9 protein-coding genes are annotated in these 17,940 nt (G+C 38.3%); all 9 read right to left on the bottom strand.

Features of this window, described 5'->3' with window-relative positions:
- Positions 1–2 precede the first annotated feature (2 nt).
- Positions 3–2,474, bottom strand: a complete 2,472-nt coding sequence (locus HCG49_RS13540) for a PQQ-binding-like beta-propeller repeat protein (protein WP_168470074.1) — start codon at positions 2,472–2,474, stop codon at positions 3–5.
- Positions 2,475–2,665: 191 nt separating this feature from the next.
- A complete protein-coding gene (locus HCG49_RS13535) occupies positions 2,666–3,658 on the bottom strand; it encodes a metallophosphoesterase family protein (RefSeq protein ID WP_168470073.1) in 993 nt (330 codons plus the stop codon).
- A 97-nt stretch (positions 3,659–3,755) separates the two neighbouring features.
- Positions 3,756–5,525 (bottom strand): RagB/SusD family nutrient uptake outer membrane protein, encoded by a 1,770-nt coding sequence (locus HCG49_RS13530; RefSeq protein WP_168470072.1) that lies wholly within the window; start codon positions 5,523–5,525, stop codon positions 3,756–3,758.
- Positions 5,526–5,542: 17 nt separating this feature from the next.
- Positions 5,543–8,965, bottom strand: a complete 3,423-nt coding sequence (locus HCG49_RS13525) for a SusC/RagA family TonB-linked outer membrane protein (RefSeq protein ID WP_168470071.1) — start codon at positions 8,963–8,965, stop codon at positions 5,543–5,545.
- A 232-nt stretch (positions 8,966–9,197) separates the two neighbouring features.
- Positions 9,198–10,370: a FecR family protein gene (locus tag HCG49_RS13520; protein ID WP_168470070.1), complete on the bottom strand. Its 1,173-nt coding sequence runs from the start codon at positions 10,368–10,370 to the stop codon at positions 9,198–9,200.
- 165 nt (positions 10,371–10,535) lie between these two features.
- Positions 10,536–11,126 (bottom strand): RNA polymerase sigma-70 factor, encoded by a 591-nt coding sequence (locus tag HCG49_RS13515; RefSeq protein ID WP_168470069.1) that lies wholly within the window; start codon positions 11,124–11,126, stop codon positions 10,536–10,538.
- A gap of 566 nt (positions 11,127–11,692) precedes the next feature.
- Positions 11,693–13,987, bottom strand: coding sequence for a glycosyl hydrolase family 95 catalytic domain-containing protein (locus tag HCG49_RS13510; protein WP_205764403.1), 2,295 nt, complete (start codon positions 13,985–13,987; stop codon positions 11,693–11,695).
- 18 nt (positions 13,988–14,005) lie between these two features.
- Positions 14,006–16,858: an NPCBM/NEW2 domain-containing protein gene (locus HCG49_RS13505; protein ID WP_168470068.1), complete on the bottom strand. Its 2,853-nt coding sequence runs from the start codon at positions 16,856–16,858 to the stop codon at positions 14,006–14,008.
- Between the two features lie 197 nt (positions 16,859–17,055).
- A partial coding sequence (locus tag HCG49_RS13500; protein ID WP_205764402.1) for an alpha-N-acetylglucosaminidase C-terminal domain-containing protein occupies positions 17,056–17,940 on the bottom strand: 885 nt, incomplete at its 5' end.

Raw genomic sequence — 17,940 nt, 5'->3', positions numbered from 1 at the left:
CCTTAACTAGTTTTAAAAAAGTAAATATTTCCTGCAAAATCACATATAAAAAAACCGTCGGCACTTATTGCTGCAGAGGTAATTAAAGGAGCCCCCAAGGCCGTTTTCCACACCAAGCTTCCAGTGACCGCATTCACAACATATACCTTCCCATCCATAGCACCAAAAATCAGATTCTCACCGACTAAGATGGGGGTAGTTTCCAAACTCTGTTGTTGATCAGAAAAATACGAAGGTGTATAAAATAAGGCGGGATCTACCTGGAACTCCCACTGTTTCTTTCCTGTTTTCAGATCAAAAGATGCCACACCGGGATGAGATCCGGAAATAATGACCCTATCTTGGAGAACAATCGGAGCCGAAGTTCCGGTATGCTGCATTCCCGTAATAAAACTATGCACTGTCTTTCCTGTTTTTAGATCCAGTTGATGTAATTTGTCCTGTTCGGCAACCCAGAGGTACTTATCCTTATAGCTCAAAACTCCATCCCTAAAACGCAGTCCGTCATCATTTCTAGACCACAGCAATTCTCCGGTAAACCTATCGTGGGCGTAGATAGCCCCCCAATGACGGGAAGCCAAAAGAACATTATCGGCAATAGTCATGGTGGGGGTAGTCCCTTCGCCTCCTTTCCAGGCCTTATTTTGCCATAAAACCCTTCCTGTATTCACTTCTATTGCCGAGAGTGAATCGGAATATCCGGTATATACAATTTTTCCATCGGTTACCAAACCGGTAATAAACCCTGGAGCTCTATTGTATTTTAAATCCTTATCCCAAACCAGTTTTCCTGAAGCGATATCTATGGCATAGGTATGCCCGATCATATCCGTGGCTATTACCTTATCTTGGGCAATGACCATTTGATTCTTAACACCGTTTTTTGTCTTATACCGCCATAGCTCCCTACCAGCGCTAGCATCCCAACAAACAATAAAGCAGTTTTCTGCATTGCTATCATCAAATCCAGCCGTTAATACATAATTATCCTTAATTACCGGTGAACTCATATATATATTACTACCCACATTTGCAGTCCATTCCATTGTATAAGGAGCTTGCTGTTTCATATCTACCACTGGATGATGCTCCTTGTTTCCTGCTAAATTTGACCATTCACCTTTAGACGCCCGCTTTTCTTTTCTATCTTCCAACCTAAATTTTTCCTTCCTATGAAGTACTTCTCCGCTTCGTAAATAAGCATCTACCACCAACAAAAGATCCTTTTCGGCACTAGGGGGGAACGTTGCACGCCAATTCCAATCTGATGTTTTGACCATCGCTTTCCATTTGGACGTGTTACGGGAGGATTCCCAATTAAACCCTTCTTTACCCCAAATACTATAACGAACGCTATCCACTACAGAACCACTATCATATACATTCACAGAAACCTCTACTTCTCCCTGATTATTTAATGTAAGCTCATTTTTTTGTGGACTGACAATTTGGATTTCGCGTTCTAAGTGACTCCATATTAATTGAGACTTTGTGTTCCCTTCCTTATCAACTTTTATAGCCCTAAAACTAGAGGGAGAATGGTCGATTCCGCCCTTTGCCAAGGTAGCCGTGCTATAAGACACTACTCCTGAAGCCCCATGGGTTTTTACCATATTAATATGCCAATGACCATACAACCAAGATTTTAAATTGTAATCCTCCAGAACTATAGATTCGTTGTCGTTCTTCTTAAAAACAAAACTTTCCCCATCGGTCAACAGGTCATGGTTAAAAAATATTTTGGGTTGATCCTTGTCATAGGCCTTCAGTAAGTTTTGCAACCACCCCCCAATATCCTCATGATTAAACCCAGGAGGAAAATCGCCTCCCATCATTGGAGTAATTACAAAAAGGGTATTCCCTTCTTCGACAGCATACCAAGCAGGACCAAATTTCTCTTCAAAAAACTGCTCCCCATAATCGCCTTTAACCAAGTCGTGGTTACCAAGACAATAGTAAATAGGCACGCCCAATTCTTTTTCCGTTAAGTTATCTGCATGCCACTCCATGCCTGCCTTATAACAGATATCCCCGGTATGTACTACAAAATCTGGCTTATGTACTTTTATGTATTTTTTTAGATTATCGACCCAATCACCGTATTCAAAGGTTTCGGTATCCGAAATCTGCAAAAAGTTAACCTCTTCCTTTTGCTTTTTAGTTTGTACGGGGAAATCATAGGACTTAAGCTTGGAAGTAATTGGAATAAACCGTTTTTCCGAGTTAAAACTTCCATTAGGGTAAATGGTTACGAATCTTTGCTTTTCCCATCCGGGCAATTCAAAATTCCCTTTATCATCAGTGCGCACCACATGATAACCATCGGAAACCACTGCGTTTCGCACCCCTTTTTCTTTAGATTCTTTAATCCCGTTCTTATTATGGTCTAGAAAAACCTTCCCTTTAAGCTGACCGTAACCAAAAAAGGTACTACCGAAAAGGAGCATGCCTATGACTACTAATTTAATCTTCATGTAATTTATTTTAAACATTTATTATCTTCCGTTCTATGATATTAGAAGATTTGCCTATTACTACACCTATTGTTGTTCCTCTCGTTCATCGGAGGTGCTACCATTTATAACTAGAGCGTAATTATGCAAATCTTTTGTTCTGTTATCTCTTATTCCTATTTAACCACAACTTCAATCGAACCATATATATCTTAAAAGCTTACCTTTCTATCACTTATCGAGGCAGAAAGACGTGGCGCATCCGGATGGTTCTTTTGTGTCGGCGTTGGTTCTATAAAAGAGCTGTTCTTTCCTTCGATGGTAATTTCTCCAGAGGGATCTAGGGTGATAAAGGCAAAAATAGAATCCTTATACATGGCCTTACTGCCTTCGGAACCATAGCCCTCTCCTACATAATAATAAGAGGCACTGTTCATCTGAAAATAATGGACCTTATTGATATAACTGTGGTCGTCTACATGATGGTGCCCACAGAAACACGCAATTACCTTTTGATAACCGGTACTGTTATTGGCATCATCGATCACTTTCCGCACTGCAAACCGACTTGGCGAAGACCAGCCGTCCCAAATTTCGTCAAAGGCCTGGTGCGAAAAGATAATTGTTTGCTTGTTCGTTTTTTCCAAATCTTGACGTAACCATTCTATTTGTTCCGGGTTCACCAAACTACGATTGGCTTGTTCAATATAAAAGTTTGCATGCCCATAATCCACGTATTCACCATCCTTTGTAATATAATTACCATCAAGGACTACAAAATGAAAATCGCCCTTATCAAAAGAATAATAATTACTTTCCATTCCAAAGAAATCCATCGCATCTTTTTTACTTCCCTTATCCATATCGTGGTTTCCCAACACATGGTACTTTTCTCCCGGATAGGAATTCCAAAGATCCATGCATTCCTGGGCCTCGGTTGTAGGGTGACAAAAATCGCCGCCTTGTATTATAAAGTCTGGTTTTCGGGAAGAAGCTTCTCTTATAAAAACCTCCAAACGATCCTGCGCATCTGCACAATAGCCATGGTGTAGATCGGTAATAAAACCAACCTCAACACTTCGTTTTTTTATACCTTTAGATTTCGGGCTAAAGGCAAAAGAAGTTGTATTAGTCAGCCCCATAGCAACCACACCCATGCCTAAATTATTTATAAACTGCCGTCGTCCTTTTTTGGTTCTCCTCATATATTAAAATTGTTATATTTTAATTAATAAAAGGCCCAATTACTATCCGAAGTAGTAATAGGCCTTTTAAATTAATTACTCTTCCTATTTTTTGCTTTTATTCCCACCCCGGAGATTGTGTCAGGTTGTTATTCAATAAAATTTCTTTTCTAGGAATTGGCCTGTAATAATATTTGGGTTCCTCAAATATTTTAGGATTGTCCCTATCCGTATTAAACATGATACGTCCATTATTACCATTTTCTAAATAAAATGCATTGTCCGAAACATAAAATTTTGATAAATCCTCTTTATTGGATAAACCATCTATTGGGCCTGTTTCGTCAGGAGAATTTAGAATAGCCACATCCTCTACCCCATCCCCGGTAACATCATATGCTCCAAAGGCTGGAATAAAAATACCTTGTTGAGAATCTTCTAATAGTTTCCCTAAATTCCAACGCATCAAATCGTCAAATCGGAAGCCTTCCGTCGCTAGTTCAACCCTCCTTTCCCTACGTATTTCTAAAAGCACTCCATTTTCCCCTGCATTAGAATATCTATCTGCTAAAACAGGATCGATTCCGGCATTGGCTGTCCCCATATTTAAAGGAGGCATTTGGACCCGGTTTCGCAATATATTAATGCTTTTATCCAAGTCTGTTTGGGCGAGTGTTCCTAATTCCGCCAAGGCTTCGGCATTGATAAGCAATATTTCTGCATACCTAAAAATTGGCAGATCATTGTAGGATCCGTTCCAAGTGATACCATCCTCATTGGAAGGAAAAAATTTGGTTTGCACATACCCTCCTAAACTCAATTTCATCCTATAAGGCTCTTTAGAATCGGCCTTCACAAACCCAGGCGACATAATGGTCTGCGCCAACCTTGGATCTCTGTTCTCAAAAATCTCTTTAAAAGTTTTTGTTTCGTTTCCCTGCTCTGAAGTAAAAGGTGTCCCATCTCTTTTCAAATATGTATCTACCAATGACCTGCTCAAGGCGTACTCATAATCCATTACGGTTTGTGAATTATGAAAACGTTTTAAAACCTTGTCATAGTCTGCAAACAAAATCATTTCATTATTGGCAGATAAATCCAAACTAGAAAAGAGATCGCGGTAGTCATTTTGGTAATCTCCCGTAGTATAAATGGCAAAACGTCCACTATCCATAATTTCTTTAGATGCAGTAGCAGCTCTATTTAAAAAACGAGAAGCATCTTGCAATCCCAATTCCGTATGATATTTTCTGTAGGTCCCTTCATGCAGGGCTATTCTTGCCAACAGGGCCAATGCGGACCATTTTGTTATTCTTGTTTTAGTAGGTGCGTCCTTAATGTTTGTCGCTGCAAATTCCAAATCCCCCATTATAGAATCGACCACCATAGCCCTAGGGTCTTTGGCTTTGTAAAGTAACTCTATATCATCGGTTTGCAGATCTTTGGAGTACCATGGCACATCTCCGTACGTTTTAACTTTGTTATAATATAGCAAGGCCCTAAAGAATCGTGCAACTCCTACATAGTGGTTTATGTCCTCTGAAGGTCCGGCAACATTTTGATAGCGATGCATAAAAAAATTTACTTTTCTTATTCCGCTCCAATCCCAACCACCGATATTATCTTGGTTAATATCACCTCTTAGCAATTTCTCGATATCGCTACCTGAATTATGGTGTGAGATATTATCGGACCCTAAATCATTATATCCGGCTCCTATGTATCCATATAGTCCATTGGTATATGCTTCTAAATCCATGACAGATTTAAAAAATTGGCCTTCAGTAACAGCGTCTATTGGTGTTCTGTCTAGAAACTCATCCTCGCACCCCACTATGATTAGTATAGCTAGAATTGTGAAACTTATATTCTTTATAAATGATTTCATTTTCTTAAAATTAATGATTAAAACATAATATTTACGCCTAATGAATACGCTCTTTGAAAAGGATAAGATCTTCCATCCAAGCCCTCAGGATCCAATCTTTTAACCAGTTTAGTAAGTTCAAAAATGTCTTCTCCACTTACATAAAACCGAAGCTTATCCATGCCGGCCTTATTAGCTGCTTTTTTAGGAATTGAATATCCTATGGTTATGTTTTTCATTCTAAAATATGCTGCATTTTGTAGGTATTTGGTTTGTGAGATACCTAAATCACGTCCTGTTTCAGCTATATATGATTTCAACCTCGGAAAATAGGCATCGCGATTTTCAACTGACCAGTTGTCTAAGTGAGCGGCATAAATATTAGACCAAGGTTGGGCATATATTCCCCAAAAATAGTGTTGACCTGGTCCAGGATAATAATCTCTTTTAGCGACTCCCTGCATATAGGCCCTAAAATCGAAGCCTTTATAATCCCCTGAAAGATCTAAGCTATAGGAATACCTGTTATTGTTGTTACCAATAACCTTATAATCACCGTGATCTTCTAAAGTCCAGTCCCCCCAATTAACATAGCCATCGCCATTGAGATCTTCAAATTTTAGATCTCCTGGTTCAATAGGTCTCGTCCCCGGGTAACTTGTTACGGCTGTTTGATCGGCATGATTGTCAATCTCTTCTTGAGTTTGAAAAAAAGATGGCGCATTGGTAAGCCCCCATATTTCTCCTAATTCCTTCCCTACATAAAAGTCATCTAAGGTTCCGGTTGGATTTTCAAATTTGGTAATAAAGGTTCTGTTGTCCGACAAAACAAATCTTGCGGAAAAATTTAAAGGATTTGCTCCTAATTGAAAACTATTTCGATAGGCCAATCCAAGCTCGAACCCCTTTGTTTTCAAATCGGCTGCATTCTGTACTGGTACTGGGGCTCCTAAAACTCCCGGCAAAGATTGGCCTTTAGTTAACATTCCCACAGTTTCGCGCCTGTACAGATCAAAAGAAGTAGTAAGTTTATTGTTCATGAAATTAATATCAACCCCATAGTTTGTAGTTGTTACTTCTTCCCAAGTAATATTGGCATCCACTAATCCCGGAGGACTCATATATACAGGTTGTGCACCGTCAAGAATCACACTAGTTCGCCCACTCCCCATGTTAGGTATATAGGAATATTCACCTACATTTTGATTTCCTAAAGTTCCGTACGACCCTCTCAGTTTTAAATGATTTGCCAAAGGAACGGCATCTTTAAAAAACGGTTCATTGGAAACGATCCAAGCTACCGATCCCGAAGGTGTAAATGCCTTTCTACTACCTTCTGCAAACCGAGAAGAATAATCTTCCCTAGCATTAAACTCCAAAATATACTTAGATTTAAAGGTATAATTTAGGCGATAAAACATACTGTTTATTGCCCATTCCCTTGTATCCGTTTCTACGGTCGGATCGTCTATTGCCAGATCTACACTTGGAATACTATAATTTAAAAGACCACCTCTATTTATTGCATTGTTCCCAAAGCGATTGAACTCTCTGGACACTCCTAATAAACCTTGAACCTCATGGTTCCCAAACGATTTCGTATAGTCTACATATCCATTAAAAACAAAATAACTATCCCTTGAATTAATTTCACCTACAGACGAATTTCCGTTATTAAGTTCTTTTACCACAGTAGGTCCTAGTTTATATTCTACTGGTACTCTAAAGCTTTTAGTATAACTGTTCATTGTTTTACTAGAGAAATCTACATTCAGTGATAAGGCCTCATCTTTTAATGGTGTTGCCTTTAGTCCAGTAGTGAGTTGAACAAAACTGCGATCTTCCTTTCTTCTACCTCCATCAGAAAGCCTTCCAAACGCCCACGCTCCATCTTGTGTCCATGACCCGTCCGGATTTTTAGGTACGGACAATGTTGGTATCCTATTTATTCCGTGAAAATAACTCCAAGTACCATCGACAGGCTCTTCATACCTACTGTGCATATAGGAGATATTAGAATTCACTGCTAACCATGGAGTAAGGTCTATATCTAATTTGGCACGAAGATTCGTCCGAGTCAACACATCTTCACCGTATTTAAAAGCACCTTCTTGATTAAAAAACTGTCCGGACAAATAGTAGCGAACATTATCACTTGCACCAGAGATGGTTGTATTTACGTTTTGGCTATAGGAGCTGTTTTTGTAGGCCTCTGACATCCAGTCTGTAGTTCCGTAATACATCCAATATTCTTTGTTTTGTTCATTTAAAACAACCGCAGGAATACTTGGATCATCGGAACGCATTTGGGCATAATCTAAATGATCTTGATTGTATAAATTATACCACGGTTTAGCCATCACATTTTTATAAGACATTACCGTATAGGGATCGGTAATCAACTTTGGCAACCGTCTAATTGAACGAATGGTATTATAACCGTTTACAGTTATTTTTGGTTTATTAACATCGCCTTCTTTTGCCGATTTTGTCGTAATTAACACCACGCCAAAAGCTGCCCGTGCGCCGTATATTGCTGCAGAAGCCGCATCTTTTAAAACAGACACACTTTCAATATCATTAGGGTTCAACCATGATACTTCTTGCTCACTTACAGCTACATTATCAACTAAAATCAAAGGATTTCCTCCTCCACTTAAAGTTCCAAATCCTCTTACATTGATAGCGGGCGCATCGGTAGCTCTTCCACTACCTGGGGCAATGTTCAAGTTTCCAATACTTCCTTGTAGTGCGGCTGCTACACTGTTAACAGGTCTATTTTCAATAATTTTTGAATCAACGACCCCGACGGCTCCAGATAAATTTATTTTTTTCTTTACCCCATATCCCACAACTACCACTTCCTCTAGTTCATTAGAAGATTCTAATATTATATCTAAATGTATTTGGTCTGTTATAGTAATCTCCTTGGTTTTAAATCCTAGATATGATATCACAAGCTCATCACCTTTTACAACTTCGATACTAAAATTCCCGTCAAAATCAGTAGCCACGCCATTAGTGGTCCCTTTTATTAGGATAGAAGCTCCACCTAATGGCAAATTATCGGTATCCACTATTGTTCCGGTAATTTCATATTGTTCATTTTGAACAATTTTCACTTCTTGTTTTTCTCTAAAGGGGAGTTTTTTCTTTTTACCTTTACTATAGAGGTGAATTTGCCGGTCTAAAATTTCATAAGCTGTAGAACCCTCCTTTAAAACCTCATCCAATATAAAAGGCACCAACTTGTTATTGGCCTTTACTGTCACTTTTTGCTGTAAATCAACATCTTTTAACTTATAAACAAATCTAAAATCTGTATTGCTTTCAATATGTTCCAGTAATGTTTCCAATGGAACATCTTTAATGTTTAAGCTTGTCTTGGTACGCTGGGCATAAGTAGTATTGGCCTGCATCATAAAAAAAGATGCAAACATAAAAAGGGTACTTAACTTCATTTTTAGGCTGAGTTTACTTAATGCATAGGGGCTGCTGCTTCTTATTAGAAGTTTTTTCATATTTTTGTAAAATTAAACTGTGTTTGTTAAATAATTAATGACCACGTCTATTCAGTCGGAAAATGTGCCAGCATTTTCCGACTTCTTTTTATTCCCGTTCAGGAACAGTATATGATCGATACTTAAGTATTGTTATTCTTTTTTTACTTCATAGGCACATGGATTGGTTTTCTTATTTAATGGTTATTTCGTTATCACTTATTGTATATTGTATTCCATAAAAAGTTTTAAAATATTCCAGGATCTTAGGAAGTGAATTATCCTTAAAACTAGCATTAAACTTTTCTTTAGCCATCACTTTATTTTCATTAAGAATTGTCACATCAAATTGTCTTTCCAATTTTTTAAGGATATTATTAAAAGTCACTTCCCTAAAAACAAGCTCCCCATCCATCCAGGAGGTGTATATATTCGTGAGTACTTTTTCAGTGGTAAAATCCCCTTTCTCTTTATCAAAACTCCCTTTAAAGCCTGGTTCCAAAATAGTAGTTTGGCCGTTTTTCAGTAACTCTTTATTGGCGGACAATTTCACAGACCCTTCTACAAGAACTACTTGACTGGCTTGATCTTCTTGGTAAGAAGCCATATTAAATTTAGTCCCCAATACGGACACTTTTAAATCGTTAGAATTTATCATGAAGGGATGCAAAGAATCTTTGGAAACATCAAAAAAGGCTTCCCCGCTCAAGAATACCTGTCTTTCTTTTCCTTTTAAAAATTTAATTGGAAAAGTTAAAACGGTTCCCGAATTAAGGAAAACCTTGGTACCATCTGAGAGTTCTACATTAAACTTTTTTCCATATGGGACCCTAAGGGTGTTAAATTCCAATTCTTTGACATCGTTTGTGTTGCTATAACTTAACTCGTTTCCTTTTTGAGTACCAACGATATTTCCAGGTTTGTCGGTAATCTGAACGGTCGTATTCTGCTCAAGGACTTTTATTTTCCCATTATCCAATTCCAAGGTAACCGATTGGTTTTTAGGTGGTGAAAAATTCTCGGATTCATTAGAAATAATGTTTTGTTTAACAACCAATCCAATGAATAGCAAAATGGTCGCCGCTACGGAGGTGTACTTCCAAAGCCGTGTACTCCTTCTTTGTACTATAGGACCATCCTTTGAATTTTCGGGACTTATAATGTTATTAAAAATACTGTCGGCCGCAATGTCAGTCATTAATGGTTGTGCCTCTAACAGGACTTTGACTTCTTCAACCGTTGGTAATTTATTTGAAGCCTGAGATTCCTTAATATATGAGATTACCCTTTCAACTTCGGCCTCATTACATTGGTTCAAAACAAATTTTCGCAACAATACTTGAGTCTCTTTATGCTCTAGCTCCAATTTTTTAATTTGATTTAGCGTTCTATATATAATACAATTAGATAATAAAAAAGTACTATCGGCTTGTAAACTTTTTTATCACCTCGCTAAAAAAAACAAATACAACAAACTCATAACATGAGTGTTATACATTTAAAACAATTGTTTTATTTTAGAAATTGAAATTTATGATTGGAAGACTAAAAATGAAACTAACAGCGTTAGGTCACTATTATAGGTTAAAAAAGTACGAATACTAGAAAGTGCTTTATTCATTTGGCCTTTAACTGTACTCACTGAAATCCCTAACTCCTTGCTTATGTCTAAATAGCTTTTATCCTCTTCCCTGGACATTTGAAAAATGCGCTTACGTTTTGTTGGAAGCTGATCAATGGCTTTTTTTCGAAGAATTTCGTATTCTGCCGTATATATTTGATCTTCAAGGGAACTATCCAAGTTTTGACTTTGATAAAAAACAGCATCTTTTAGTTTTTTATCGTTTACCGCTTTTTTCAGAAAATTAAAAGTATGGTTCCGTGTAATCGTAAAAATAAATGCTCTAAATGATAACTCCGGATTTAAAGTTTCCCTGCCTAACCAAACCTTTAAAAAAACCTCTTGTACAATTTCTTCGGCAATCTGTGAATTTTTAACCAAACTGTAACTATAGGTGTAAATATCATTGCGATACGTGTCAAAAAGTTTTCGAAATGCTTTATTATCACCATTTCGTAGGTTCACTACCCATAATTTTTCAAAACAATCTTTGTTATCCAAACTTACTTACAATTAAAAATATTTTGACACTATTTTTATACATCTCTAATATCTAACAGTCAAAAATACTGGATCGTTAATTAAAAGTTAATAAACTTATAACATAATTGCTTTTAAAAAAAATACAAGGCATTTTTTATATTCTAAAAGATAAAGAGATATATAAAAATTCAAAACTAAACGCTATTTGAAACCTTAGCATGAAATTAGCGGTAATTAAATATTATTGTTTTGTTAAGTACCTATTCTGATCATACAATTCGTCAAAGGCCTTATGAGTCTTATGGGATCTCAATACCCTTTAATAAAAATATTATAAACAAAATGTATATATTATTAAGCTTTTCAACAAACAGAAGAACAGGAATTAGAACAAAAGCAGTTGATGCTAATTATCATCTATTCTGTTGTAAACATAGGTATCCCAAAAGCATAAGGTCCTGTATTTTTGTTTTATTCCGTGTACTTATTACTAGCACTCCATGTCCACCACCAATCCCAATGGTGTTTGAAAAAAAACGGCCTTATTATATAAAATAAGACCGTTTTTAAAAGCGCCTCTATTTTTAAAGGCTAAGTTCTAAAACCTCTCCCGGGTCCGAATTCCATATTAGGATATCATTTTTCCATTTGAGGTTATTGCCATGAAAATTTATGTCTTTGGTTTTAAAGGGGTTCTTTAACCGCAATTCCCCTCCTTTTTCGGCGGTTATCTTTACTGTTCTCACTTGTCCTGCTTCTTTCTGGGCAGATACTAAGAACGCCCCCTCGGTCCGTAATTTCCTAAAACCAACGGTTTCCCAATCAGCGGGAATAGCCGGAAATATATGCACTGTTCCCGTATGGCTTTGGAGCAACATTTCTTGGATTCCCGCAGCAAACGCAAAGTTACCTTCCAAGGTAAATGGTCTGTATGTGAAGTTAGATTTACCTGTCCCGGATTGATCCCCATTGACGTGGAAACTGTTGGGAAGAACAAAGGAGGTAGCAAAGTCCCTAAGGGCTTTTGCAGCGCCTTCCCCATCAAAAGCCCTAGCTTTAATGTTTCCAAGCCAACTAAAAGAATATCCAGTCCAGGCACTAGACCCCGTTTTTTCTATATTACTGATAGTTTTATCTATGATATGTTTATCGGCATCCCCCTTAGAAACATCAATAAGACCTAAGGGGTGAATTGCCATTAGGTGGGAAAAGTGACGGTGCGATTGGTCAAACTGAGCATCTGGTGTTAACATAAGACCACTATCGTCAACCGCAAAATCGGGCCATTCCTTTAAAATATTCTTCCACTGCCTAGCCTCTTTTTTGTTCCCAAGCTCTAAAGCCAATTCTGCTGCATGAGCATAGGTCCACCTTACCAGTGCTAGATCAAAATTGGTCATTTTTCCAAACCATGCATCTCGGGAGTTGTTATGCACCTCTGGACTAGAACTTAGCGGTAATTTTCGCTTGCCATCGGTTCCTATAACCGAAAGCTCATTAAAATGTTGTGCGACCTCCTTTACCCAAGGATAAGCATGGTTTTTAAGAAACTCCCTATCCATACTATACCGCCAGTGCAAGTAAAGGTGTTGTCCTAGCCAAGCTCCAACTGTTGGACCAAAAGAGTACTGAATCCACCCTCCCATAGGTTCTCCGGTCAAAGTTGTTACTCCGGGCACATTTAAACCACTAGTACCGTAATAATCTTTAGTGTATTTTTTAAAGGTGGGCTTATATTTTAGCAACCAGTCTATAAAACCTTCTTCCAGTTCCAAATGGTTTCCAGAATAGGTGGGCCAATAACTTAACTGGGTATTTAGGTCATGATGAAAGTCGCCCTTCCATGGTGGTAATTTCCCATTGTCGGCCGTCCATACGCTTTGTAAAGAAATTGGTGGTGCATCCTTTCTAGCGGCAGATCCTAATTTGTACATTTCCATATACCATTGATTTTGTAAAACTGGATCGGGAATACTTACGCTAGATTGTTTCCAAAAGTTATTCCACCAAGAAATATGACTCCCTTTAGAATTCTCCATTCCCTTTAAAGAAGAAGCGGCAAGGACTTCTTCTGCGGGTGTAACTATTTCCTCGGCTGTTTTTTGCGAACTAATACTCCAACTTCCTTCAAGATAGTCTGCTCCTTCTTCCCATTTGGTATATACTTGAAAATTAAACTCGTTCCATCCCTTTTGATTATAGGTAATAGTATTTCCTTTTTGGGTTACTTTTCCAGCTTCGTATTCCAATCTTCGTAGGTCCTGTCCGGTTACCGGATTATCTACCCCTGATTCTTTGGATGTAAAATAAGCTGGAGGAACAATGATAGGACGAATTGGGTTTTTCAAATTCTCAAAGCGATACCATCCTATAGGTTCTGTGGCATGGACAAAAGTTTTTAATACAACACCATTTTTCCATCTTACCTCACAGGTCGCCGTTTTTAATTCAAGCTTTACAGAGGCTATTTCTCCAAGACTGCTGATATCGAACTCCAACGCTCCTCCTGGAATTTTGGAAGGGGCTGGGGAATGGTCGTAGGGTACATCATATTTGTCCTGAACATTTTTATACGTATTGTTCTTCCATTGTTCAAATACCCAATTAAAATCGTACTCTTCAAAATTCAAATTTTCCATGGGTCGAAGGTCCCAAAGATCGGCTCTGTCCAAGGACATTCTAAGTTTTCCTTCTTTTTGCCATACCAAAGCACCTACGGTAGCATTTCCTAGAGGAATACCCTCGTCCCAACTGCTCGCTAGATTGGGAAAACGTAGCTCGTATTCCGGTAACATGGAACCATTTTTAAACTGTCCCTTGGCATTATAGCTGCCCAGTATGGAAAAAGCTATTAATAGGCATAAAATATTTTTCTTCATTTTTAATATTTAGGTTGATTAGTGAATTTTAAACCAGTTATAACCATGAGCCGGTATTTTTACGGTAATAGGAACACTATAATCGCGCTCTAGTTTATAAGTCTTCACCGGACCTTCTTTTTCTTGTATACGGGCTACCTCTGTAAGCCCTGTATAATACAAGGGCAGCTGAATAGTTTGTGTAATCTCCTCATTGGTTGGGTTAAAAAACAAGGCCATCCCCTTTTCCTTTAATTCTGGGTTTACATGCATTATGCCATCCATTTCCCTTCCATTGGCTCTTTTAAGGTGAACGATGGGGGAATTGAGAATATCGCGATATTTTTTATACCAATCTACCACTTCGATAACCATCGATTTAGTTCTCTCGGTATCGTATAAACGAGGCCCTCTATAACAAGCCTGTAACCCCATGCCATAATTCTGTATCATATGAGCTTTGTAAGCCTTCAAATGTGTATCTAAGGGCTCTATGGTTGCTGCGGCTCCTCCCCCATGATATTCGGTAAGCGGAACAAAGGTCCAGCTCATACTAGGAAGTCTATCATAGGTGCCATCGAACATATTTTGTCTGCCCAAGACCAATTGTCGCTCTCTAGGCAAAGACCAATTTACCTCGCGATATCCTATACTGTTTTTAGTACTACCGCTTAGGTAATACCAATCTGGGATATTAAGGGAAATCCCTTTTTCGTTGCACCATTTATAGAAATCACTAATGCGTTTCCAAGATTTCCATTGGGAATCTTCCAAGCCACGGTGGCCTACGTGAGCTGTTGATGCACACAATTGACCCGGGTAAGAACCATCGTGTTCCAAAAGGTCGAAGCCCGTTTTTTCAAAGAAAACTTTTAATTTTTCAAAATAATCAATACCCCATTGGCTATTTAAACAAGGAGAACTCCCGTGTATTACGCCTCCTCTTTTCCCTGTTTCGGGATTAATAACATCGACCTCATCACTAATCCAGCGACTAGACAAGAGAGAGTAGCCTCCCAGTTCTATGCCCTTGGCATGGGCATAATCTGCCAAAGCCTTAAATTTGGCAATATTACCTTCGGACAGGTCTTCCATATCGAGTCCACTCCCAAAACTTAGGATCACCATTTCGTAACCTGTTTCTGCACATTGATCTATGGCCGCCTTAACTTGGACATCGTCGGTAGTTGTTAAATGTAAGAATAGCGGATTTTCCGTAACCCAGGGTGCAATTTTGGCATACATAGCATTGGTATAAAGCCCTTTACGCTGTTTATCATCACTATCGAAAGGCAATTCCCAAATTCTAAAAGATTCAAATGTAGCAGTAGGAGCAATGGCTTCATTAGGTCCTATAGGCAATTTACACTCCAACAAACAGGGGGTTGCCAATAAATAGCTTGCTTGTGAGGTGTACCGTGGATCTTTTTCCCAATGCACTACCTTATTGGCATTTTTCATGGACATGGAATGAAACGCATAATCGCTTTCTACATGAATATTAGGAGTCTCCCATCCTTTTTGTTTCTCCACGGCGCTCTCTGCTTCAACCATAGCCAGTATTTCACTTTTAAAATTATTTAAGACAATGGTATGTGAACTCTTATTTGTTATGGTGAACCATTTACTGATTAGAGGGATTCCATCATAAATATTATAGTGTACCTGGACTTCAATATCCTTCAACTGACTATGACCATAGGTAAACGAAATGCTTTTTCCTTTTTGTGGTTGTTTAGACTCCAATGACCATCTTTTGTTAGGCCATTCAATTCGTTTTTGAATATCCCCTATGGTAAAAGTCGACAACTGAAAAGAACCATGCGGACTCCATAGGCCATCTAACCATTCCTTTTTTAAATATCCATACTCCTTTTGCCCATCCAAGCCACCGACCGCATATTCTTGCCCGTCAATGGTAAGCACGGCTTCTGGGCTAACACCACGGAGTAAAGATTCGCCTGTCGTCAAGTTTTTAAAATCTACCGTTGCGCAATTGGGGCTCAGTCTAAAAGTTCTGCTTACCAAGCCATTGGACATTACTATTTCTTTCCCATTATCCTCCTTATAGATATTAGAAAAAAGTGATACCTTTTCGACCAACCAGTCCTTGTTTACCCCTGTCTTTAAAGCAGCACTCCCAACGGGAAGTAGTTCGATTAAGGGTTTTATGTTGTTGTTAAAATTATTGTCAACATTTTTTAAGGTATGTATATAATTGGCATCTACTAATATTGGTTTAAATGAAGAATAGGTTATTTCTGGATTTCCCCAAACGGCATGGTCTCCTGAAATCCCGTCTCCACCATCGTTTACTGTCAGCTCTAAAACTTTAATCCCTTTTAAACTTAATGATACCGGTGTTGGTCGTTGACCACCCTTTATTTTTTTGCTTCTCCATAAAAGCTTGCCATCGCCTTTAATAACAAAGTACACACTCCCGTTCCCCATGGTCTTTTCGGAGTTAGCTATACCAACAAATTTTTTACCGGTTTCGTCTTGGGTATAAAACAATTTTGAGCCATCACTGAGGGCGTTGTATTTTACCGATTTAGGAAATGGAGAGGGATCTTGTAGTCCCACTTCCGTTTTAAAAGTATCGCCTTTTCCATCCAAAAAAATATAAACACTACTTTCCGATAAGGTTCCTATTCCTTTTTTAAAGTTCGTTCCAGCTATTGTAAGGGGAGCTCCGGTAATGGCCTTGTTTTTTTGTAATGGCCACCAAGGCTGAACAGACTTATCCAATTCAAGTTCAGAGAGGGATAGTACCTCAGCGGGAGATTGTTGTGCGACTGTATAATTTAAAGAACAAACAAGAAAAATAAGTAACAGTAAAAGGTTATACTTATAGTCTCTTGTAGGTAGGGGCAAGTAAGAAGTAAATTGCATGGCTTTATAGTAAGGATATTTATAGTATTATCTCAATTGGAAAATTAGTTGCTTAGCTTCCTTGAATCCACCGATAATTTACCATTTATTGATATTTTTTTTCCATATAAGCCCTAAGACTATTCCGTTTCTAGGCAAATTGACCTTGAGAAACACGAATTATCAACGTTTAGCCTTAGACCGTATCCTTTGTTTCTTTAATCTTCAAGAATTAAAACCACCTTGCCTTTCGCTAGTGTTCCATCTTTCTTACTGTCCATTGACACTTTTAGAGATGCACCGTTGTTTGCCCTAATTCCTTGTGGTAATTCCGGAGAAAATATCGCGGTAGAATGCTCCCGATCTAGAACACTTTGCTGTAAGCCTGTATATATAGGCTTACCATCGGCAATTAATGTTACATCTTTTATACTGACAGGCGTATTTCCGCTAGTATAAATGAATTTAACCTCTTTAATTTTTGGCAAATCCGCTCTATTAATAGGCCATTCCATGGTATTATCCTTTGAAGACCATTCGCCCACCACAATATCATCCTCATGTACGATTACAGGAATAGGTCTTTCAATAGCTTGTTTTACCAACTTCCTTGCCGACTCCAATGGATCTTTAAAAGGCTCTATTTTACTCACCCCTTTGTTTCTTACCCAAGCGTCCTCAAATGCTCTATGATCATAGGTTTCGTTTAAACGTAAGCTTTCTAACTTAGCTGCCATTCTTTCGAGATAATAATCACGGATCAGACCTCCCCACATTCTAGCGGCATAATCATTAACCCCTAATTTAAGTTTTGGTGGGCCCCAAACGGTCAAAATTCTTCTTGCGTCCTCTTCATACTTATCCTGTTGATTTGTATCGGTACTTGTTGCTCTGGCAAAATCAATCCATCGTTGTAGATTTAAAGTTGGATGGTTTTCCAACAACCTGTCAGCGTCAGCTAGTAGCCGCAACGCCCATTCTCCAGCTTTATCCCGCGTTTCAAAATCTGAATTTTGATGCGCATTATAGGCATAGCCAAACCAATCTTCAGCTTTATGGCATAAGGCAGTTGCTGCAAATTCAAGGGCATCTGCTTTATAAAG

The organism is Arenibacter sp. 6A1, assembly GCF_012272855.1.
Taxonomy (GTDB): Bacteria; Bacteroidota; Bacteroidia; order Flavobacteriales; family Flavobacteriaceae; genus Arenibacter.
The sequence above is the reverse complement of the archived record's forward strand: the minus strand, read 5'-3'. Positions and strand labels throughout refer to the sequence as shown.

What these genes read in the sequence shown, in the direction of transcription:
- HCG49_RS13510 (WP_205764403.1), bottom strand. Translation starts at nt 13,987, where the DNA reads ATGAAGAAAAATATTTTATGCCTATTAATAGCTTTTTCCATACTGGGC.
- HCG49_RS13530 (WP_168470072.1), bottom strand. Translation starts at nt 5,525, where the DNA reads ATGAAATCATTTATAAAGAATATAAGTTTCACAATTCTAGCTATACTA.
- HCG49_RS13505 (WP_168470068.1), bottom strand. Translation starts at nt 16,858, where the DNA reads ATGCAATTTACTTCTTACTTGCCCCTACCTACAAGAGACTATAAGTAT.
- HCG49_RS13535 (WP_168470073.1), bottom strand. Translation starts at nt 3,658, where the DNA reads ATGAGGAGAACCAAAAAAGGACGACGGCAGTTTATAAATAATTTAGGC.
- HCG49_RS13525 (WP_168470071.1), bottom strand. Translation starts at nt 8,965, where the DNA reads ATGAAGTTAAGTACCCTTTTTATGTTTGCATCTTTTTTTATGATGCAG.
- HCG49_RS13540 (WP_168470074.1), bottom strand. Translation starts at nt 2,474, where the DNA reads ATGAAGATTAAATTAGTAGTCATAGGCATGCTCCTTTTCGGTAGTACC.